This is a genomic window from Roseobacter sp. S87 (assembly GCF_055693285.1).
Genome location: NZ_JBVFTR010000004.1, coordinates 2,152,612 through 2,172,675, shown reverse-complemented (window position 1 = coordinate 2,172,675; position 20,064 = coordinate 2,152,612). Strand labels below are relative to the sequence as shown.

General features: G+C 57.9%; 17 protein-coding genes. 12 read left to right on the top strand and 5 right to left on the bottom strand.

The window, feature by feature from the left end:
* Nucleotides 1-56 precede the first annotated feature (56 nt).
* The 7 genes from ACZ1HA_RS11610 (at nt 57) to ACZ1HA_RS11580 (ending at nt 10,564) form a co-directional block, all read left to right on the top strand.
* Nucleotides 57-2,522 (top strand): type I restriction-modification system subunit M, encoded by a 2,466-nt coding sequence (locus tag ACZ1HA_RS11610; RefSeq protein WP_340244752.1) that lies wholly within the window; start codon nt 57-59, stop codon nt 2,520-2,522.
* Nucleotides 2,515-3,792 (top strand): restriction endonuclease subunit S, encoded by a 1,278-nt coding sequence (locus ACZ1HA_RS11605; protein ID WP_340244754.1) that lies wholly within the window; start codon nt 2,515-2,517, stop codon nt 3,790-3,792. Before ACZ1HA_RS11610 ends, ACZ1HA_RS11605 begins: the two co-directional genes overlap by 8 nt.
* The gene (locus tag ACZ1HA_RS11600) at nt 3,782-7,048 is read left to right on the top strand and encodes a type I restriction endonuclease subunit R (RefSeq protein WP_340244756.1); all 3,267 of its coding nucleotides are present in this window, start codon (nt 3,782-3,784) and stop codon (nt 7,046-7,048) included. The genes ACZ1HA_RS11605 and ACZ1HA_RS11600 overlap by 11 nt, the downstream gene beginning before the upstream one ends.
* A complete protein-coding gene (locus ACZ1HA_RS11595; RefSeq protein WP_122075569.1) occupies nt 7,048-7,800 on the top strand; it encodes a M48 family metallopeptidase in 753 nt (250 codons plus the stop codon). Before ACZ1HA_RS11600 ends, ACZ1HA_RS11595 begins: the two co-directional genes overlap by 1 nt.
* A gap of 366 nt (nt 7,801-8,166) precedes the next feature.
* Nucleotides 8,167-8,754, top strand: a complete 588-nt coding sequence (locus tag ACZ1HA_RS11590; RefSeq protein WP_340244760.1) for a hypothetical protein — start codon at nt 8,167-8,169, stop codon at nt 8,752-8,754.
* Between the two features lie 14 nt (nt 8,755-8,768).
* Nucleotides 8,769-9,014 carry a HigA family addiction module antitoxin gene (locus tag ACZ1HA_RS11585; RefSeq protein WP_122075573.1) on the top strand — a complete coding sequence of 82 codons (246 nt, stop codon included), beginning with the start codon at nt 8,769-8,771 and terminating at the stop codon, nt 9,012-9,014.
* A 158-nt stretch (nt 9,015-9,172) separates the two neighbouring features.
* Nucleotides 9,173-10,564, top strand: a complete 1,392-nt coding sequence (locus tag ACZ1HA_RS11580; protein ID WP_162930169.1) for a Fic family protein — start codon at nt 9,173-9,175, stop codon at nt 10,562-10,564.
* 45 nt (nt 10,565-10,609) lie between these two features.
* On the opposite strand, the gene ACZ1HA_RS11575 is transcribed toward ACZ1HA_RS11580, so the two are convergent.
* The 5 genes from ACZ1HA_RS11575 to ACZ1HA_RS11555 all read right to left on the bottom strand — a co-directional run bounded on the left by ACZ1HA_RS11575 (nt 10,610) and on the right by ACZ1HA_RS11555 (nt 15,414).
* Nucleotides 10,610-12,163, bottom strand: coding sequence for a relaxase family protein (locus ACZ1HA_RS11575; RefSeq protein ID WP_472713980.1), 1,554 nt, complete (start codon nt 12,161-12,163; stop codon nt 10,610-10,612).
* Nucleotides 12,157-12,630, bottom strand: a complete 474-nt coding sequence (locus ACZ1HA_RS11570) for a plasmid mobilization protein (protein ID WP_340244767.1) — start codon at nt 12,628-12,630, stop codon at nt 12,157-12,159. The genes ACZ1HA_RS11575 and ACZ1HA_RS11570 overlap by 7 nt, the downstream gene beginning before the upstream one ends.
* Nucleotides 12,627-13,481 (bottom strand): hypothetical protein, encoded by an 855-nt coding sequence (locus tag ACZ1HA_RS11565; RefSeq protein ID WP_472713979.1) that lies wholly within the window; start codon nt 13,479-13,481, stop codon nt 12,627-12,629. Before ACZ1HA_RS11565 ends, ACZ1HA_RS11570 begins: the two co-directional genes overlap by 4 nt.
* A 249-nt stretch (nt 13,482-13,730) precedes the next feature.
* Complete coding sequence (locus ACZ1HA_RS11560) at nt 13,731-13,973, bottom strand: hypothetical protein (RefSeq protein ID WP_472713978.1); 243 nt, start codon at nt 13,971-13,973, stop codon at nt 13,731-13,733.
* 424 nt (nt 13,974-14,397) lie between these two features.
* Nucleotides 14,398-15,414, bottom strand: a complete 1,017-nt coding sequence (locus ACZ1HA_RS11555; RefSeq protein WP_472713977.1) for an extracellular solute-binding protein — start codon at nt 15,412-15,414, stop codon at nt 14,398-14,400.
* Nucleotides 15,415-15,702: 288 nt separating this feature from the next.
* Between ACZ1HA_RS11555 and ACZ1HA_RS11550 the strand changes: the two genes are divergently transcribed.
* The 5 genes from ACZ1HA_RS11550 to phnE (ACZ1HA_RS11530) all read left to right on the top strand — a co-directional run bounded on the left by ACZ1HA_RS11550 (nt 15,703) and on the right by phnE (ACZ1HA_RS11530) (nt 20,015).
* Entirely contained in the window at nt 15,703-16,533 is an 831-nt protein-coding gene (locus tag ACZ1HA_RS11550; RefSeq protein WP_472713976.1) for a DeoR/GlpR family DNA-binding transcription regulator, read from the top strand.
* 22 nt (nt 16,534-16,555) lie between these two features.
* Nucleotides 16,556-17,530, top strand: a complete 975-nt coding sequence (gene phnD / locus ACZ1HA_RS11545; RefSeq protein WP_436398949.1) for a phosphate/phosphite/phosphonate ABC transporter substrate-binding protein — start codon at nt 16,556-16,558, stop codon at nt 17,528-17,530.
* Between the two features lie 63 nt (nt 17,531-17,593).
* Nucleotides 17,594-18,388 (top strand): phosphonate ABC transporter ATP-binding protein, encoded by a 795-nt coding sequence (gene phnC, locus ACZ1HA_RS11540; protein ID WP_472713975.1) that lies wholly within the window; start codon nt 17,594-17,596, stop codon nt 18,386-18,388.
* Nucleotides 18,385-19,200 (top strand): phosphonate ABC transporter, permease protein PhnE, encoded by an 816-nt coding sequence (gene phnE, locus ACZ1HA_RS11535; RefSeq protein WP_472713974.1) that lies wholly within the window; start codon nt 18,385-18,387, stop codon nt 19,198-19,200. The genes phnC and phnE (ACZ1HA_RS11535) overlap by 4 nt, the downstream gene beginning before the upstream one ends.
* Entirely contained in the window at nt 19,200-20,015 is an 816-nt protein-coding gene (gene phnE / locus ACZ1HA_RS11530) for a phosphonate ABC transporter, permease protein PhnE (RefSeq protein WP_472713973.1), read from the top strand. The genes phnE (ACZ1HA_RS11535) and phnE (ACZ1HA_RS11530) overlap by 1 nt, the downstream gene beginning before the upstream one ends.
* Nucleotides 20,016-20,064 lie beyond the last annotated feature (49 nt).

Genomic DNA, 20,064 nt, shown 5'->3' with positions numbered 1-20,064 from the left:
GCGTAATTTGTACATTTGCACGCTCTGAGCGCGCTCCAACTTAGGAATTCCAGTAGATGCCACTGACACTCGCCCAATTGGAGCGTCACCTTTTTAGCGCTGCAGATATCCTTCGCGGCAAGATGGATGCCTCGGAATTCAAAGAGTACATTTTCGGGATGCTCTTCCTGAAGCGCTGTTCGGACGTGTTCGAACAGGCCCGCTTGGAAGTGGTGCAAAAACGTATCGCGAGCGGTGTGGCCCCGGAGCAGGCCGCGGAAGAAGCGGAGAACAAGGTTTGGTACGGGCGCAGCGGCACGTTCTGGGTTCCGCCGCAATCGCGCTTTGGTCACCTGGTTGACGAAGCGCACGAGAACATCGGCGACAAACTCAACAAAGCCCTGGGTGGCGTCGAGTCCGAAAACATCGCGCTCGAAGGTGTCCTCGACCACATCGACTTCACCCGTAAAGTTGGCCAAAGCAAGATCAGCGACCAGAAGCTGCGCCAACTCATCAATCACTTCGGTGAAATCCGTCTGCGCAACGAAGACTTTGAATTCCCTGACCTTCTGGGCGCAGCATACGAATACCTGATTGGTGAGTTCGCGGATTCCGCCGGCAAAAAAGGCGGCGAGTTCTATACCCCGCGTTCCGTGGTGCGCATGATGGTGCGGTTGCTCAAACCAACGCTCGAACACGACATCTATGACCCCTGCTGCGGGTCCGGCGGTATGCTCATCGCGGCCAAGGATTACATCGACGAACATGGCCAGGACGGGCGCAGGGCTAACCTTTTCGGGCAGGAAGCCGCAGGCACTGTTTGGTCCATCGCGAAGATGAACATGCTGCTCCATGGCATCAACAGCGCGGACCTGCGGAACGAGGACACCTTGGGCGAACCGCAACACGTCGAGGATGGCGAACTGCGCCGCTTTGATCGGATCCTCACAAACCCGCCGTTCTCGATCAACTGGGGCTCCAAGGACAAGGATCGCTCTGGCGAATACACGTGGCAGCCCAAGTTCAGGGAACGCTTCTTCCATGAGGTGCCGCTTGGCTCCAAGAAGGCTGACCTCATGTTCCTCCAGCACATGCTGGCCGTCAGCCGTGACGGCGGCATGATCGCGACGGTGATGCCGCACGGCGTTCTGTTCCGGGGCGGAGACGAAGGTAAAATCCGCCAGAAAATCATCGAAAGCGATCAGGTCGAGGCGGTGATCGGCCTCGGCCCGCAGCTCTTCTACGGCACCGGCATTCCGGCTTGCGTGATCGTCCTGCGCCAGCGGGTGCACCATGGCGCGAACCTCGTCTCCGGCAAGCCAGCCGAACGGCAGGGCAAGGTGCTCTTCATCAACGCCGACCGCGAATATTTCGAAGGGCGCGCGCAGAACCACCTGCTGCCGGAACACATCGAAAAGATCGTCACCACGTTTGAGGAATACCGCGCAATCCCCGGCTTCTCGGCCATCGTCGACATCGACACGCTGCGCGAGAATGACTTCAACCTCAACATCCGCCGCTATGCCGACAACGCCCCGCCGCCGGAACCGCATGACGTGCGCGCGCACCTTGTCGGCGGAATCCCGAAGGCAGAGGTTGAGGCCAAGGCGGACCTGTTCCAATCCCACGGGCTGAACCCGATGGACCTGCTGACGCCGCGCGATGAAAACTATCTCGACTTCGCCGCAGGCCTGACCACCAAGTCAGACCTCAAGCCCGCCATCGAAACCAATACGGGTCTCGTCGCCCGCGAAGCGCAGATCAAGGCCAGCTTCAACGCATGGTGGGACGCGCATCGGGACAGCATCAAATCCCTCTCCGGGGCCGAAGACCCCGCCGCGCTCATCACGCTGCGCGATGAACTGCTCTCCAGCTTTTCCGAAACGCTCGAAAGCCTTGCCATGCTCGACCCGTTTACCGTGCGGGGCATCATCGCGCAGTTCTGGAACCAGTCGCGGTTTGACTTCCTGACCCTCATGGCGCGCGACACCAAGGGTGTGGTCGATGCCTGGCGCACCTCTATCGTCACTGCGCTGGAGGATAAGGGGAACAAGGAAAACCCGCTGGATCACAAGCTGGTCGCCTTCCTCATGGGCGACTTCGTGCGCGAGATTGCCGAGCTTGAGGCGCGCAAGGCGGAACTGGATGCGCAGATCAAGGCGGCGACGGCCAAGCCCGAGGAGGACGAGGAAGAAGAGGACGAGGCCGAACCGGTGGACGAGGCGCAGATCAAGCGCTGGAAGAAGGAACTGAGCGAGGTCAAGAAGACCCTGAAAGCCAAGCAGGCGCAGTTCACGGATGAGATCAACGCAGGCGTTGACGGGCTGTCATCCGAGGAGGCGGCAGAGCTGCTGCTGAAAATCCTCCATGATGACATGCAGAAAATCCTGACCCGCTACATCGCCGCACAGCGCGGCCAGATCGTGGCGGCGTTCGAGAACTGGTGGGACAAGTATCGCGTGACCCTTACCGAGATCGAGGGCGCACGGGCAGAGGCGACGGAGAAGCTGGCCGGGTTCTTGAAGGGGTTGGGCTATGTGTGAAGCCGAACTTCTTGGTCAGAAGGTTGAGGTGCTCAACGGTTTCGCTTTTCCGTCTTCTGGCTTCACCACAGAGGACGGTCTGCCGCTAGTTCGCATCCGCGACATCGCTTCAGGCCAAACGGAAGTTAACTTTCGAGGAAAATTTGATCCCGCCTACTTGCTGGCGAACGGTGACGTCCTCATCGGGATGGACGGCGATTTCCTGGTGTCCCGATGGTCTGGAGGTGATGCGCTTCTGAATCAGAGGGTCTGTAAGGTCACCTCGATCTCTTCGGAGGTCGACCAACGCTTTCTCTATTGGTTCTTGCAGCCGCATATTGAGGACATTCATCGAAAGACCCCACAAACCACTGTTCGACACCTGTCGACGAAAGACGTCCGTGCTGTTCCGTCTCCAGCTTTTGTTGCAACCCAACAATCCAAAATCGCCGAGGTGCTGGATACGTTGGATGCGGCGATCCGGGGGACGGAGGCGGTGGTGGCGAAGCTGAAGGCGATGAAGCAGGGGCTGCTGCATGACCTTCTGACCCGCGGCATCGACGCAAACGGAGACCTCCGCCCCCCACACACCGAGGCCCCCCACCTCTACAAAGAAACCCCACTCGGCTGGCTCCCGAAGGAGTGGGAGGTCTCTGAAATTCAAGACATGCTGGCTTCTGTCGATCCGGCAATGCGGTCGGGGCCGTTTGGTAGCGCACTTTTGAAAGATGAACTGGTTGAAGAGGGAGTGCCGTTTCTTGGTATCGACAACGTATTTGTCGAACGCTTTGACCGGAATTTCAAACGCTTCGTCACACCCGGTAAATTCTTGCAATTGCAACGCTATGCAGTGCGGCCCGATGATCTGATGATTACAATCATGGGAACCGTGGGACGTTGCTGTCTCGTTCCGCTTGATGTTGGTAGAGCGCTATCGTCAAAGCACACTTGGACGATCTCACTAGATCAGGCGAAGTATTCGCCCTACCTGGCAATGTTGCAGGTGAACTATTCGGATTGGGTACTGCGGCACTTCTCGAAAGACCAACAAGGCGGAACCATGTCGGCGATCCGCAGTGAGACAATACGCTCGACTTTGCTTCCTGTGCCGCCACGGGACGAACAAGAAGCGATTGCAGTCATTCTTTTAGAGCTCTCTCGCCGATTGCGCGAGGAGCAAACCAGCTTTGAAAAACTCCGCCTTCAAAAATCAGGACTGATGGACGACCTGCTCACCGGGCGGGTGCCCGTCACGCCTCTGCTCGAGGGGGAGGCTGCACATGGGGCATGAATTCGACGATGTGGAACAGCCCTTCATCGACCAATGTGTTGCCATGGGCTGGCAAGCGCAAACCGGCAATATGGACGACCCCGCCCTGACCAGGCGCAACAGTTTCAAGGAGGTCATCGCAGAGGCCACGCTGCGCGAGTGCCTGCGCGCCATCAACCCCGGCCCCGATGGCAAACCCTGGCTCGACGAGGCGCGCCTGTCCGAAGCTGTCAGCGCGCTCACCCGCCACGGCCAACGCGGGCTGATGGAGGCCAATCAGGCGGTCACAGACCTGCTGCTCAAGGGCCTGACGGTCGAGGGCCTGCCCGGCTGGGACGGCGGGCGCGGCCAGACCATCCGCTACATCGCCTGGGACGATGTAGCGGCGAACAGCTTCACCGTGTCCAACCAGTTCCGCGTCGATTGCCCGCCCGGCCATGACGTGGGCAAGGGTTTCATCATCCCCGATGTGGTGATGCTGGTGAACGGTATCCCCGTGGTGGTGGTCGAGGCGAAAAGCCCCGGCATCCCGGAACCGCTGGCCGAAGCGGTCAAGCAACTGCGCCGCTATCACAACGCCCGCAAGGCCGCGCTGGAGGTGGACGAGAACGAAGGCACGCCTGCGCTGTTCGCCTCGGTCCAGCTTCTGATCGCCACCAGCTTTGACGAGGCGCGCGTGGGCTGCATCGGTGCGGGGCTGGAGTATTACGGGCAGTGGAAGACGGTCGTGGGGCCGGATGGCAAAGGCTCCGAGGATGAGGTGGCTGCGGCGCTTGGCAAGACACGCCTGTCCGAGCAAGAACGCATGATCGCAGGCATGCTGCGCCCCGCGCATCTGCTGGATATCCTGCGGCACTACCTGCTGTTCATGAATGTGGGCGGCCAGACCATCAAAACCGTCTGCCGGTATCAGCAATACCGCGCCGTGAACCGCGCTTTGGAGCGTCTGCGGACCGGCAAGACGCGGTTGCAAGACGGTGAATATGATCGGCGCGGTGGTATTGTTTGGCATACGCAAGGCTCCGGTAAGAGCCTGACCATGGTCTTCATGATCCGCAAGATGCGGACGGACTTGGACCTGCGAAAGTTCAAGGTGATCATGGTCACCGACCGCAAAGACCTGCAACGGCAACTGTCTGAAACGGCGACGATGTCCGGTGATGTGGTGGAACTGGCGACAAGCAACAGTTCTTTGAAGCGGCTCGCCCGCCGGAAAGGGCCGGGTTTGGTCTTTGCCACGATCCAGAAATACCGCACAGATGAGGACGTGGCCGAAGTCACGAAGGGCCCGGCCTTTGACGTGCTGAACGAGGATGACACGATCCTGGTCGTGGTGGATGAGGCGCACCGCACGCAAGCGGGTGATCTGCATGCCAACCTGCTGGCAGCGCTGCCGAACTGCGCGCGGATCGGCTTTACCGGTACGCCAATCATCATGGGAGAGAAGAAACGCTCCACCGAGATTTTTGGCGATTTCATCGACCAGTATACGATCAAAGAAGCCGAGGCCGATGGGGCGACTGTGCCGGTGCTCTACGAGGGTCGCACCGCTGAGGGTGCGGTGAAGGATGGGGCCACCCTGGACGGCTTGTTCGAGGATATGTTTCGCGGCCGGTCGGATGAGGAACTGGAAGCGATCCGCAAGAAATACGCGACCAAGGGCAACATCCTGGAGGCCAAGGAGCTGATCGGGGAAAAGGCCCGCGATATGCTGCGGCACTACGTGACCAACCTTTTGCCGAACGGGTACAAGGCACAAGTTGTTGCCTACAGCCGCACAGCGGTGGTCCGGTATCATGCGGCCTTTCTGGAGGCGCGTGATGAGCTTTTGGCCGAAGCGGCGGCTCTGCCGGATCGTGACAAGTCGTTGGACGACGAAGAGCTTTGCATCAGACCGGCAAAGCTGCAGGCGTTGGTCCAGGCTTGGCGATACCGCGATACGCTGGAGAAGATTGAGTTTGCGGCGATTATGTCCGGCGGCAACAATGATGATGCCAGCTGGAAGCAGTGGACCGAAGGCTCAGCGCAGGAAATGCGGATCAAACGGTTCAAGAAACCTCTGTTTCACAAGGACCCTACCAAGTCGGACCCCCTCGCGTTTCTGATCGTGAAATCAATGCTTTTGACGGGCTTCGATGCGCCCATCGAAGGCGTGATGTACCTTGACCGATCGATCCGTGAAGCCGAGCTGTTGCAGGCCATTGCCCGTGTAAATCGAACCGGTTTTGGCAAGACCTGCGGGATCGTCGTGGACTATTTCGGCGTTGCCCATCACCTGAAGTCGGCCCTTTCCGCATATTCGGATGAAGACATTGACGGGGCGCTGGTCAGCCTCACCGACCAAATTCCCATTCTGCGAGATCGGCACATTCGGGTCGTCGACATTTTCCGGCGGGAGGGCCTAGATGACTTGTCTGACGATGAGAAGTGCCTTCAGGTTTTGGCCACGGAAAAGGTTAGGGCTGAGTTCACGGTGAAGCTGAAGGACTTCCTCAAATCCTTGGAAATCGTGCTTCCAAGACCCGAGGGTCTGCCATTTGTGAAGGATGCAAAGCGCCTTGCCTATATCCAGGCGCGCGCGCGGAACAGGTTCCGCGATGTCGCCGTCATAGGTTCAGATGTGGGTGCTAAGGTCCGAAAGCTGATTGATGACCATGTGATCTCGTTGGGTATCGATCCCAAGATACCTCCCGTTCAACTTACGGATGCCGAGTTTGAAGACCAGGTTGGGCAAGCAAGCGGTGCGCGCGCCAAAGCTTCGGAGATGGAACACGCGATCCGTTCACATATCCGCAAGAAGCTCGAAACTGACCCTGTTCGGTTCAAGAAGATGTCCGAGCGCCTTAATCAGATTTTAGATGGCTTTGGCCATCAGTGGGATGAAATCATCGAGCAGCTTCAAGCGATTATTGATGAGCTCCGGTCAGAGTCCCAATCAACTGGCGAAACTGAATTCGATATACCGGAGATTTATGTCCCCTTCCTTCGCACCGTTCTAGAAGAGGCGGGAGCGGACGAAAACACTCCGGCACAACATCTTCAGGCTCTCCATCGTGTGACCCAGGAAATCGTGGATCGCATTGTCGAAGAGGTTGTTGCCAATCGCTCAATCTGGAGCACATTCAAGATGGCTGATCAAGAAAATCTGCGATCTGAAATCTTCGAAAAACTGGTTGATGCAAAGATCGAGGGGCTTGGTGTTTTGGATGCAGAGCGGTTGTCGGAGCATTTGATGCAGCAAGCCAAGGCCAATGACGAAGCCTTGAGGGGATTCTGATGCCAAACCTCCCGCTTTCACCCATTCGAACCGGGGGCCGCTCAGTCCGTTTTTTCGACCAGCATTTGGACGTAGATGGCCTGTCGTTCAACATACGACGAAGCGATAGAAGAAAGACCCTCCAAATTACCGTGGAGAGGTCGGGTGAACTTGTAATTCTTGCGCCGCCGGACGCAACAGAAAGTGAACTGGTCGAGTTCGTTAAGGAGAAACTGCTTTGGGTGCATACCAAGTTAGAGGAAAAGGCGCGGCTTCAGCGAAGGGCCCCTGTTAAGGAGTTCGTCGATGGCGAGGGGTTCCTGTATCTTGGTAAAAGTTATCGCCTTCGCTTGGTCGACCGTCAGCTTGTCGATCTGACATTGAAGAATGGACGCTTCTGTCTTCGAACGGCCTCGGTCCATAGAGGCCGGGAAGTCTTTATTTCCTGGTATATTCGCAAGGCGCAGGCCTGGTTCGAGAAGCAAACCCTTCAGCATTCAAACCGCATGGATGTGAACATCAATGAAGTCAAAGTCCAGGACCTAGGCTTCCGGTGGGGTTCGTTCGGATCAGAGGGGAGGGTTTCCTTTCACTGGAAGGCTGCGCTTTTGCCGCCGAGGATCGCGCAATACATCATCATCCATGAACTGGCACATGCCCATCATTCCGATCATTCGGCGAAATTCTGGATCAAGGTTGAGCAACATCTCCCTGATTGGAGGGCCCGTAAAGAGTGGTTGGCCGAAAATGGAATGCAAGTTGAAGGCTTGTGAACGTTTCGATTTTGTTGGGGTAGCCCCTCAATCGACTCGAAGCAATAAAGTTGTCAGTTGACAACTTAAAGAAAGAGACCTATTTAATGCCTAGAAAGTCGCACAAGTCCAAGGAGATCGAAGCCGTTCTGCGTGAGCTGGAGGCCTTGGGTTGGACGGTCACTTTGCGTTCCGGGCGCGGTCATGCTTGGGGCCTGATCCGGTGTCCGAACAACGATCCTGACTGTAGGTGCGGTGAGTTTTGTCAGATGGGTGTCTGGTCGACGCCTCAAAATCCTGGCCGCTTTGCGCGGCAATTGAGAAGTCGGGCGCTTGGTTGCACGAAACTCGATAACACGAACGAAGGCGCGCAAGAGGACGAATAATATGGCAGAAATCGAGTTTGAACTGATCTTCGCCCTTCCAGAGGGTGAACATGAAGCGTTCCATCTGATGGACGCGGTCTTCGAGGCTGGCTTCGAGGATGCCATCGTCGGCACTGGTGTGCCTGGCGTGCTTGGCGTTGCGCTGGAAGCAGCGAGTGATCGTGCGGAAGATGCGATCCTCGATGCGGCGCGTGCGATCAAAAAGCAATTGCCGGAAGGCTCGGTTTTGCGGGAAGTGCGGCCTGACCTCGTCAGCTTGGCCGATGTTGCCAAGCGGTTGGACGTGACGCGCCAGTCGCTGCAAAAGCGCAAGATGCCCCCGGCCAGCCAGGGCGGGCTGTTCCGGATGGAAGAGGTCGCTGTGGTCATCATGGACGCTGCGGAAGGCAAGGGAGCTGGAGCGCGCAAAGGGCGCTTCGCAGTGGGCAAAGCGGGAAAGTGGCTTAGTGCGGGTAAACCGGCGCGGCGGGTGAACGCAGGCCTTGCCGTTGGCGCGATTGACGGGGCGACGCTGGAAGTGCGCGCCGATGCCAAGCAATTCATCTACGCTGATGAGATGAACGCAGAACCCCGAACTGGCGCGGCCTGAGAGAGTATTCGGCGATGAGCTTGCTTGAAGACCCAATGCATCCCGGTGAAGTCCTCAAAGAGCTTTACCTTGATCCTCTGGAGATGGGGGCCATCGCGTTTGCGCGGCGTCTGGGCGTGCCTCGGACGCGGATCGAGCGGCTGATCAAGGGCACGACGGGGATCACACCTGATACAGCGTACCGCCTTGCCCGCTTGTTCAACACGACCCCAGCTTACTGGGTTAGCTTGCAAACGAATTACGACTTAGCGCGGGCATAACGATAGATCGGTGTATCTGATATTGATCGCTTTTCGCGGTTCTTTGCGGCGATTGCCAGTTCAGCGACGCCTATGGAGCGATTTCCATCAGGGATGGAACTTGGCTTGAGTTTGTGTTGATCTCAAGCGCAAGATGCTTTTTCAAAAAGGGGAAAATTTTGGAAGTTTTGGATCCACGAACCGCAGAATTGGCCCCCGAAACACAGAACCTCTTTGATGAAGTTTCAAGTGTCGCAAGCGATCTGGCAAAGAAGCGCCCGTTTAGTCAAGAGGTCAACTCCCGGCTTAGTACCGAGTTTTTGCCAGACAGGATTACCGCGAGTCTGAACATGGAGGGTATCTCCGTTTCCAGAAGGCAGACTCTGCTGATGATGGATGCAATGACACTCTCCGAAAATAGCTCCAAAGCCGAAGCGGAAATTTACAATGCTCTGAAGGCAGACGAGTTCATTTTTGGCCTCACGGAGGAAAATCACCCACTGACACCAAGTGCTATTCGAGAGACAAACAAGATACTTCAGAAAGAGATTCTGCCGAGTGCGGGCAAATTTCGTGAAACCGAGGTGGAGATCACCGGCGCTTCTTTTCAGCCACCACCACCTGCCGACATCGAACCCCTCGTGCGGGAAATGACGTCGCTCTACGGCGAAACGGAGGCGCTTCATCCGATTCTGCGCGCTGCCTGGCTTCATGCCACGTTTACCAGAATCCATCCGTTTGAAGATGGGAATGGCCGCACCGGTCGTCTGCTTCAAGATTACTCGCTACTATCCAGTGACCTTTATCCAACAGGAATTCCTTCATCTCGAAGAGATGACTACTATGATGCGCTTGAGAAAGCTGACAGCGGTGATTGGAATCCACTCTGCCAGATGATCTGTGAGTTCGAACTGGCGATCTTATCTCGCGTGACATCTATTCTGGAAGAAGTTCAATCTCGGGGCCAATTCATCGAGACGCTGGCGAGGAGAGCTAGCGACAAAAAAACCGGGGGCCTGCACAAGCAATACGTTGTCTGGAAACAGAGAATGCAGAACTTTTCAGACCAACTGGCGGCAACTTGCGAAGAATTGAACTCCAGCTCAGACATTCTTCATGTGCGCTCTGAAAAGTTTGATGCCATAGACTTCAGAAAATGGCGAGAAATCAGCGAAACGGGAAAATCAACGAATACTTGGTTTCTCAAGCAAACTTGGTTCTCTGAAGGAGAAGCGTTTTATCGAACGATCTTCTTCTTCAAGCGCCACAACTTCAGACCTGAGGACGTCCACGATAGGGATGACCTATATGGAGCTGTTTCGCTGTGCCTAACGGGCGGCGAACCACAGGCCAATGTCAGATATAATTTTGATCAGTTCACGGACGACGAAATTCGACTCCGCGAGCTTCTTTACATCAACGACAAAATGCACCTTTACACAGCAACAACGGAAAAGCGCAAAGGCCGCTTTGGTCCAGAGGAAATTTGGGCCTGTGAAGAGATTGGAGATACTTCGGTTCTTGTCCAGAGCTTCTTAGAGGATATGTTTGTCCGCAAGCTCGGCATCTGAACTGAACTTTGCAGTCAAGCGATGTTCGATTGGGGCCCAGCGAGTCTAATGCCGCAACCCCCGCTCCGCATGCGCGTCCTGGCTATCTAGCTGTCCCTCAATCTCTCGGCGGCGGCTTTCGCTAAGGTCAAGCTCTGCTGCAAGCTCTCGTTCAGCGTCTTGTAGCTCGCCTCGTCGTTCAGCAATCCGTTCAAGGCCTTCATGGATGCGGCCTGCGAACGAATGAGCAAGGCCACGCAGTCTTTCAAGCCAGCCAGTTCCCTCTCGATCCTGCCGGTCGAGCGTGTCTCCAAGGCGGTCAAATCCTTCGCGGAGGCCTCTGAGGCCGTCACCAACCGCTCGACGCAGGCGAGCAAGTCGCGTTCCAAGGCTGTCAGTTGGGTCATCTAATCCTCCTCGATCCGAATGCAGGTGACGGGCCTCTCGCCCATCCTGCAGGTCCTGAGCCGCGTCTTCGACGGGTCCAGGATCAGCCATGTCCCTTCGGGCCGCTCGATCCGTGTCAGGCCCATCTCCGTCAGCTCTGAGCGCGTCAGGTGTTCCGTCCAGAAAAAGCTCGCGGCCATCATCGAGGCGATCCCCGTCAGCACCATCGCCGCGATCAGCCAGGGCGAGATCGTCAGCCAGAGGCGGATCGACCTCAGCCGCGTTTCGAAGATGCTCGCCGTCTCGGTCTGAAAGCGGCGCGTATCGCTCACGATGGTATGCTGCGCGGCGCCCACAATGTTCTTCAAATCGATCCTGAAGCTCTTGAGCTGGGATGAGATCGAGGCGACGTGTTCGGCCCTGATCGTGTCGAGCTCCGCGTTCAGTTTCTCGCTCAGCCGGGTCGGCTTGCCAGTTTGCATGGAAAATCTCTCCTTTCAGCCGCCAACGCTCGCCGGTGTCGGGGTCGCGGGCGGTGATGTAGGCCTTGCTGATGCGCGGCAGGTCGAAGCCTGCGTCGGTGAGGGCGTCGATCATCGTGGCGCGGTCGGTGATCAGGCCCATATCGATCTGGTCCTGTATCCATGCGTGTAGCTCGTCCCGGCCTTGCGCACGGGTCGGGGCCTCGATGGTGTCTCGGACCTCCTGCGCGCGCTCCACATCCATCGGATCGGCCCAACCGTGACGCTGGTTCATCACGTCCCGCAGACTGTCATAGGCGTCTTGGTATCCCGGCGGAGCGATGTTGAGGCTCTTGCCCGTCGTCAGTTCCGGGCGCGGCGTGCAGAAGTGCAGCTCGACCCGGCCTTCGTGGCGATGGCGGACCCAGAGCACCTCATATTGCTCGGGGTCCAGCCCCGCGAAGGCCAGCCGCTCGAACCCGTCCATGACCTCGGCCTGCTGATCGTCGGTTGGGTCGTCGATGTCAGCAAAGCTGATGACGCCAGCGCGGTAGGTCCACTGGTGGCGGCTGGCATCGATCAGGGCTTCGGTGCGCTCAGGATTACCGCGCAGGACCTCGGGCAGAGGATCACGAGTGACGGTCACGGGCTGGCCGTCGGCATCGCGGAGGAGATCGCGGTTGCCGTCATAGGCCAGCACGCTTTCGGCCACGAGGTAGCCAACCGGCCCCGTGCCCGCGCCTTTGCCGTTGGGGAAGAACTTGATCAGCACCGCCGCGCCTCATCCAGGAGCACGGCGAGCTGGCGCTCGATCACCACAAGGCGGCGCGCGACGGCGAGCGTGTCGAGGTCGGTGCGCCCGACCTTCATGGCGAAGTTCAGCCAGCGGGCGATCTGGTTGAGGTTGCCGCCGATGCGCCCGACGGCCAGCACCAGCGCCGGATCGACGCGGGGGATGGGCTTGCGGCGACGCGCTTCGGTGAGGCCAAGCGCCTCGCGCAGAAGCGTCGAGGCAGGCAAGCCAGCCGCCTCGGCCTTGGCGCGCAGCTGGGCCTTCTCGGACGCTGTGCACCGGAAGACGAAGGTCTCGGTCAGCGGCTCTTTGGTGCGGGCTTTTCCCGCGCCGGTGGGGTTCGAAGGGGAGGCTTGCCGCCCCTCGCAAGGTCCCGTGTCAGCAGCGCCAGCGTATGACATGGGTCGCCTTGCTGTTTGCTCTTCGGTGGGATCGGTGCTGGTCATGTTCTGAGGCCTGCCGCCGTGATTTGCGCCTGCGTCACCAACTCAGCGGCCAAGAGCGCATCGATCTGGCCGGGTGTGATATGGCGGCAAAGGGGATGCTTGTCCGTGACCCAATTAGCCAAGCCTGTGAGCATCTGGGCTTCCTTCGCCTTCGCTTCATCTCGGCCCTTGGCGATGTCTTCGACATAGGCGCGCCACCGTCCCGACCTGAACCAGTTATCCGAGAAACAGACTTTCGAGCGGGTGAAGCCCGCGCTCTCGGTCGCGTAGGCCCTCACGGCCTGGAACAGGTCCTCGACCTCTGTTCCAGCGTCCAAAGCCTCCCTTATCCGGCTGAGGCACTCAGCCTTCCCGCGCAAACGGTCGGGCGGATAGGAGGCCAAAATCTTCTCAGCCTCTTCATCCTCCGCCGCCTCGCGCTCGCGCGTAGGTGGTTTATGGATGGTTTTAGGATGGTTTGGGGGCCGTGGTGGCCCCGGTACCCCGGCCACTGTGGCCCCCGTTCCGGGTCCAGTCTGGACGGGGTCCACAGTGGCCCCCGTCTCGATCTCGGGCTCGGCGGTCAGTTCAAGCGCCTCGACCCCGGCCAGATCGATCCGGTACACAACGGTGAAACCGTTCTTGCAAGTCCTCGCGCCGGTCTCGACGAGGATGCCTTCTTTCAAGAACTCGCGCACGGTCCGCTTAACGGTGGTCTCTCCCAGCTCCGTATGCCGCTGGATCGTGCCCTTCGAACACCAGATGCCCGACCCATCATCAGAGGCCTTGTCCGCCAAAAACATGATGATCTGCTTGCGCGTCGCACTCCCAAACTTCCGCTCGGCACAAGCGTTTGCCACGCGCCAGCTCATTGGAAGGCCTCAGGGGCAAGGTTTGACAATTCGCCGCTAAGTGCTTGATGCGCCGTGGTGGGTTTGACAGATTTTTCGTGACTAACCTGTTGAGCCTTATCAATAAGCTTCGGTTTGAAAATCCTCGTGTCGGTGGTTCGATTCCGCCCCCGGGCACCACTTAAACACTTGAAAATAAACAGTTTCCTTAAAACGACAAAACGGACAAATGGCCGTTGTCTCGTTTTTGTCTCGCAGCAAGGGGTGAATCTAGTCCTCCAGCTCACTAACGGGAACGACACGAATACTCTCAGTTTCGGTGTCTACTTCGACCGTGAGATACTCGCCGAACTCAAACCATTCGGAGCACAATTTACCAACCTTCTCTTCGCGCTTCTCCATGACGGCCTCTGCTTCATCATCAGACAAGCCGACTACCGGATAATCGCGTACGCCCTCGCTGATGCACTCATGGAGCATGTCCGGGTCTTTGAACTTGATTTGGATTTTCATACGGTATCAATATACCGCGTTGTCTCGAAATTGTCTCGTTTGGGTGGGGATAACTCCTTGGAATCCTAAGTAAATGTTTTGGGGGGTATATCCGTGGATCATTTATCCTCGTTACCCCCAGCCCCTCAGAATTTATCGTTTAGATTCAACAGACTCTCTATGAGTTGAAAATCCTCGTGTCGGTGGTTCGATTCCGCCCCCGGGACCATACACTACACGGAAATAATTGCAGTTCTCACTCTGGACTGAACGTTATTTCTTCTGGGTCCGGTTCATTTTTCCGGACTTTTGAAGCCTTCGATCGTACGTCGGTTCCTATTTTCCAGTGTGGCCATGTTGTCGTGTGTCTCGTCGGCTATTCCTTCGATGGAAAAAGAAAAGGCGCGGCTGTGCGCCGCGCCCGGGTCTTCGGATAGCTCCGGTATTACTTCCAACCGACCTCGTTAAAGATCTGCTGAGCCGCTGGTACGTTTTTTGCAACTGCGGACAGATCGACGTCATCCGGCCGGAACATACCGAGTTGGGCCACAGACGGGCTGATCGCCACACCTGGCACGGCCGGGTATTCATCGTTGCCGGCCGAGAAATACTGCTGTGCCTGATCGCTGGCGAGATATTCCATGAACTTAACCGCGTTTTCCCTGTTGGGCGCGTTCGCTGCCACGCCGGCGCCGGAAAGGTTCATGTGCGCGCCTTCGCCATTCTGCGACGGAAAGACCCATCCGATGTTGGCACGTTCATCAGCGGACAGGCCGCTGACGTCTTTGCGGATCGCGCGCGCAAAGTAATAGGTATTGGAGATCGAGATGTCGCATTCGCCGGAGACCAGGCCGCGCAGCTGATCCGTGTCGCCGCCCTGCGGGTCGCGCGCAAAGTTTTCAACGACGCCCTGCGCCCAGTTTTTTGCGGCTTCAGCACCATGGTTTTCGATCACTGCGGACAGCAGTGTCTGCGAGTATACGTTCGAGGAAGACCGGTGGCAGACCTGTCCTTTATAGGCCGGATCCGCGAGGGCGACATATGTTGTGGGCGGTGCCGTGACTGTGTCTTTGTTGTAGAAAATGATGCGTGCGCGCTGGCTGAAGCCAAACCACTGGTTGTCCTCATCCTGCAGGCTGGCCGGGATACGACCTTCCAGCAGGGGGCTGTCGATGGATTGCAGAATACCGGCTTCCTTGGCGCGCTCCAGGCGTGACGTATCTACTGTCAGCAGAATGTCTGCGGGTGAATTGGCACCCTCTGCCTTCATGCGCTCGATGAGTTCGTCTGCCTTACCTTCGATCCGGTTGATGGTGATGCCTGTCAGGTCGGTGAAGTCCGAATAGAGGCGCTCATCGGTGTCGTAGTGACGCGAAGAATAGAGGTTCAGTTCGCCTTCGGCTGCAGCGCTGGTTGCGATAACCGCAACGGTCAGAGCCAATACAGAAGTTTTGGTTTTCATCGGTATCTCCGGATCAGTGAAAGTCTTACTGTTTTCGTCAACTACAGTATTCTGGCGGCAGTTCAACCCTTTCTGAGTAAAATACTAAGCTTTATGTGGGGAAATTCTGACTTTTTCTGTCGGAATGCGTGCGCACACCAAAATCCGGCGCACTGCTTTGCGGTGATGGCCCCCGCCTGCAGCTCAGACCCGTGAGGGGCCTGGTCAGGTTAAAACGAGGTGTTTGCAACAAAATATTTGCCAAAACCTGCAAAAGGCCACAACCTCGCCTGAGGGGGAGTGAATCATTTGACGGACATCGTCAGTACGAGCAGCGGGTCCGGCCCGGTGACCGGCAGACTGAAGAAGCCGGAGCGGCGTCGGCAGATTCTGCTGGAGCTGAAATTGCGGCCGCATGTGCGGATCAGTGCGCTCGCGCGGCAGTTCAGTGTGTCCCCGGAGACGCTGCGCCGCGATCTGGATGCGCTATCCGAAGACGGGCTGATCGACCGGGCGCATGGCGGCGCAACCGCTCCGCTGCAGGGGCATTACCCCAGTCTGAGTGAACGCACATCCGCCCGGGTGGACGAACGCGAAAGAATTGCGGCCCTCGCGGCCTCCACAGTGCGCGATGGCGAAACACTGATGATCGATTCAGGGTCGACGACCATTGGACTGGCCCGGGCGTTGGCCTACCGGGGTACATCCTGCACTGTCATCACCAATTCACTGCCAGTTGCTATGACACTTGGCCATGCTGAAGCTGATGTGATGCTGTGCCCGGGGGAATATCAGCCAGAGGAAAGCGCTGTCACAGGAACTGAAACACTCGAGTTTCTGCGCGGGTTCCGGGTGGACCGGTGCATGATCGGTGCTTCCGGATTGTCGGTTGAGGGTGTGTCGGAGACCGTGCCGGGGTTCGCCGCCGTGAAACGCGAAATGCTGCGCCGGGCCGGCACGGGGCAGCTTCTGATCGACTCAAATAAATTCGGCTTGACCGGGCTCGCGCATGTGGCACCAATGGACGGTCTGGACACGGTGTTCACCGATCAGCGACCCGCTGGCGGGCTTCTGGCCGCGCTTGCGTCCGGTGACGTTGATATCCGTGTCGCAGATACGGGTGAACGGAAAACAGATTAGAAAATCATCCAGGGAGGAAAAGATGGAACTGAAACTCAGAATGATGCTTGGCGCGTCGGCAGTTGCGCTGATGGCGATGGGAACAACAGCAAGTGCAGAAGACTGCCCAAGAGGCGATCTGGACAGCCGCTATTGTGATGCGGACGGCGATCTTGTTGCAGACATCCCGACAGATCCGGCTGATCTGGTGGACCCTGATACGCTGGTATTCGCCTATACACCGGTAGAAGACCCGGCTGTATATGCTGCAGCCTGGTCAGATTTCATTGATCACCTGTCCGAGGTCACCGGTAAGGACGTTGTGTTCTTCCCGGTCCAGAGCAACGCAGCCCAGATCGAGGCGATGCGGTCCGGGCGTCTGCACGTGGCCGGGTTTAACACCGGATCCAATCCGCTGGCGGTGAACTGCGCGGGCTTCCGTCCTTTCGCCCTGATGGCGGCGACTGATGGCAGCTTCGGGTATGAGATGGAAATCATCACCTATCCGGGCAGCGGGATCGACAAGGTTGAGGACATCAAAGGCGGTCAGCTGGCCTTCACTTCGCCGACCTCGAACTCGGGTTTCAAGGCGCCGTCGGCGATCCTGATGTCCGAATACGAGATGGTGGCAGAGCGCGATTTCGAGCCGGTTTTCTCGGGCAAGCACGACAACTCGATCCTCGGTGTGGCAAACAAGGATTATCCTGCTGCCTCGATCGCGAACTCCGTTCTGCACCGGATGACCGAGCGTGAGGTCGTGACCGAAGATCAGATTATATCGATCTACAAGTCGCAGACGTTCCCGACGACGGGCTACGGCACGGCACACAATCTCAAGCCCGAACTGCAGGCGCAGATCCGCGATGCCTTCATCAACTTCCCATGGGAAGGCACGTCGCTGGAAGAGGAATTCTCCAAGTCTAACGAAGGTCAGTTCCTTCCGATGAACTACAAGGAATTCTGGTCTGTGATCCGTCAGATCGATGCTGCAAACGGCGTGAGCTACGCCTGCCAGTAACCTTACAACAACCGGACGGCAGGCTCTTACGGGCCTGCCGATCTCTCTTTCTGAGGGCATCTGATGCTGCGTCTGAGCAAACTGACCAAAACATATAAAACAGGCGACCAGGCCCTGAAAGCAATCGATCTGGAAGTCCCCAAAGGCCAGGTGCTGGCGCTGATCGGACCGTCCGGTGCGGGTAAATCCACGATGATCCGCTGTATCAACAGGCTGGTCGAGCCGACGAGTGGTGAAATCAAGCTAGACGATGTGGATCTGACCACGCTCGGTGCCGGCGCTCTGCGCCGCGCCCGTCGCGAAATGGGCATGATTTTTCAGGAATACGCACTGGTTGAACGGTTGACCGTCATGGAAAACGTGCTGTCCGGCCGGCTGGGCTATGTCGGTTTCTGGCGCAGTTTCCTGCGGAAGTACCCACAGGCAGACGTGGACGAGGCGTTTCGGCTGCTGGACCGCGTTGGCCTGCTGCACATGGCAGACAAACGCGCTGATGAACTGTCGGGCGGCCAGCGACAGCGTGTCGGCATCTGCCGGGCGCTGATCCAGAACCCCAAGCTTCTTCTGGTGGACGAACCGACCGCATCCCTGGATCCCAAAACAAGCCGCCAGATTATGCGCCTGATCACTGAGCTGTGCGAAGAGCGTGGACTGGCAGCGATCATCAATATTCACGACGTGGCGCTGGCGCAGATGTTTGTGCCGCGTGTCGTCGGGCTGCGGTTCGGAGAAATCGTCTATGACGGCAAACCCACGGGCCTGACCCCGGACAAGCTGACCGAAATCTATGGCGAGGAAGACTGGGAAGCGACCATCGAGAAGGTGGATGAAGACGAAGATGCAGAGGCAGCAGAATGAGCGCCGTACGTCTTGAGGACAAGCTGGGCACGCCCTGGCGCAAACCCGCCTTTATCACCAATCCGGCGTTGCGCTGGGTACTCATTGCGGGTGCGGCCGCGTATTTCGTGGCAGCTTTCTCGACCATCGAAGTCAACTGGGCCCGTGTCTACGAAGGGCTCGACCGGGGGGCGCAGTTCGTGCTCGCTTTTACCCGGCCGGACTTTGTGTCGCGGGCAGGGGACATCTGGAGCGGGCTGCTGGAAAGCATCGTGATGACCGTTGCGGCATCCGTGGTCGGCATTCTCATTTCCATTCCCATCGGTCTGGGGGCCGCGCGTAACATTGCGCCATTGCCGATCTATCTCATCTGTCGAGGAATCGTTGCGATCAGCCGTGCGCTGCAGGAAATCATCGTCGCGATCCTTCTGGTTGCTATTTTTGGGTTCGGGCCTCTTGCCGGCTTCCTGACCCTGTCGTTTGCGACCATCGGGTTTCTGTCCAAGCTGCTCGCCGAGGACATCGAGTCGATGGACCGCGTTCAGGCCGAAGCGGTGCGTGCCTCCGGCGCGCGCTGGATGCAGTGGATCAACTATGGTGTGCAGCCCCAGGTCATGCCGCGCCTTGTTGGTCTGTCCATGTACCGCATCGATATCAATTTCCGCGAAAGTGCAATTCTGGGTCTTGTCGGGGCGGGTGGGATCGGGGCCACGCTGAACACGGCCTTTGATCGCTATGAATACGACACAGCAGCAGCGATCCTGATCCTGATCATCGGTATCGTGATGGCGCTTGAATATCTGTCCGGGATCATCCGGGCGAGGGTGCAGTAATGCCGGTGCTTGATCAGAACGGCGTCAAGGAGTGGCGCAGGCGGACGACCGGCGAGAGCCTCGTACGCTGGTTTGGCTGGCTTGTCGGGGTCGCTGTTTTTGTCGTCTGCTGGCAGCGTATCTCTGAATCGACGACATGGTTTTTCGTCTGGGATGCGCCGCGTATTGCCGAAGACATCTGGACACGCGCGACCCCGCCACGCTGGGAATACATCAGTCAGCTGGGCCGCCCGATCTGGGACACGCTGAACATCGCAACACTCGGCACGATCATTGCGCTTTTCCTGGCTGTGCCAGTGGCATTTCTTGCAGCCCGGAACACGACACCCTCGGCACTTTTTGTGCGTCCCATTGCGCTGCTTATCATCGTTTCCACACGGTCGATCAACTCGCTGATCTGGGCACTGCTTCTGATCGCCATCATCGGGCCGGGTGTGTTTGCGGGCGTTGTGGCCATTGCCATCAGGTCGATCGGGTTCTGTGCCAAGCTGCTCTATGAGGCGATTGAAGAGATTGATCAGACGCAGGTCGAGGCGATAACCGCAACGGGCGCGTCACGGTGGCAGGTCATGGCTTACGGCATTGTGCCGCAGATTCTGCCTGCTTTTGCCGGTATCGCGGTGTTCCGCTGGGACATCAACATCCGGGAATCGACCGTGCTTGGTCTTGTGGGTGCCGGTGGGATCGGCCTGCAGCTTTCGGCATCGCTGAACGTTCTGGCCTGGCCGCAGGTGAGCCTGATCCTGATCGTCATTCTGGCCGCTGTCGTGATCAGCGAATGGGTGTCCGCTAAAGTGCGGGGCGCTATTATCTGAGGTGGTGACCGGTGCGGGGCCGCTGCGCTGACAGCGGCCTTTGCCCTGT

Bases quoted from the DNA above. Each gene is read 5' to 3' on its own strand.
- ACZ1HA_RS11610 (WP_340244752.1), top strand. From the start codon at position 57: ATGCCACTGACACTCGCCCAATTGGAGCGTCACCTTTTTAGCGCTGCA.
- ACZ1HA_RS11605 (WP_340244754.1), top strand. From the start codon at position 2,515: ATGTGTGAAGCCGAACTTCTTGGTCAGAAGGTTGAGGTGCTCAACGGT.
- ACZ1HA_RS11600 (WP_340244756.1), top strand. From the start codon at position 3,782: ATGGGGCATGAATTCGACGATGTGGAACAGCCCTTCATCGACCAATGT.
- ACZ1HA_RS11595 (WP_122075569.1), top strand. From the start codon at position 7,048: ATGCCAAACCTCCCGCTTTCACCCATTCGAACCGGGGGCCGCTCAGTC.
- ACZ1HA_RS11590 (WP_340244760.1), top strand. From the start codon at position 8,167: ATGGCAGAAATCGAGTTTGAACTGATCTTCGCCCTTCCAGAGGGTGAA.
- ACZ1HA_RS11585 (WP_122075573.1), top strand. From the start codon at position 8,769: ATGAGCTTGCTTGAAGACCCAATGCATCCCGGTGAAGTCCTCAAAGAG.
- ACZ1HA_RS11570 (WP_340244767.1), bottom strand. From the start codon at position 12,630: ATGACCAGCACCGATCCCACCGAAGAGCAAACAGCAAGGCGACCCATG.
- ACZ1HA_RS11565 (WP_472713979.1), bottom strand. From the start codon at position 13,481: ATGAGCTGGCGCGTGGCAAACGCTTGTGCCGAGCGGAAGTTTGGGAGT.
- ACZ1HA_RS11560 (WP_472713978.1), bottom strand. From the start codon at position 13,973: ATGAAAATCCAAATCAAGTTCAAAGACCCGGACATGCTCCATGAGTGC.
- ACZ1HA_RS11555 (WP_472713977.1), bottom strand. From the start codon at position 15,414: ATGAAAACCAAAACTTCTGTATTGGCTCTGACCGTTGCGGTTATCGCA.
- phnD (WP_436398949.1), top strand. From the start codon at position 16,556: ATGGAACTGAAACTCAGAATGATGCTTGGCGCGTCGGCAGTTGCGCTG.
- phnC (WP_472713975.1), top strand. From the start codon at position 17,594: ATGCTGCGTCTGAGCAAACTGACCAAAACATATAAAACAGGCGACCAG.
- phnE (WP_472713974.1), top strand. From the start codon at position 18,385: ATGAGCGCCGTACGTCTTGAGGACAAGCTGGGCACGCCCTGGCGCAAA.
- phnE (WP_472713973.1), top strand. From the start codon at position 19,200: ATGCCGGTGCTTGATCAGAACGGCGTCAAGGAGTGGCGCAGGCGGACG.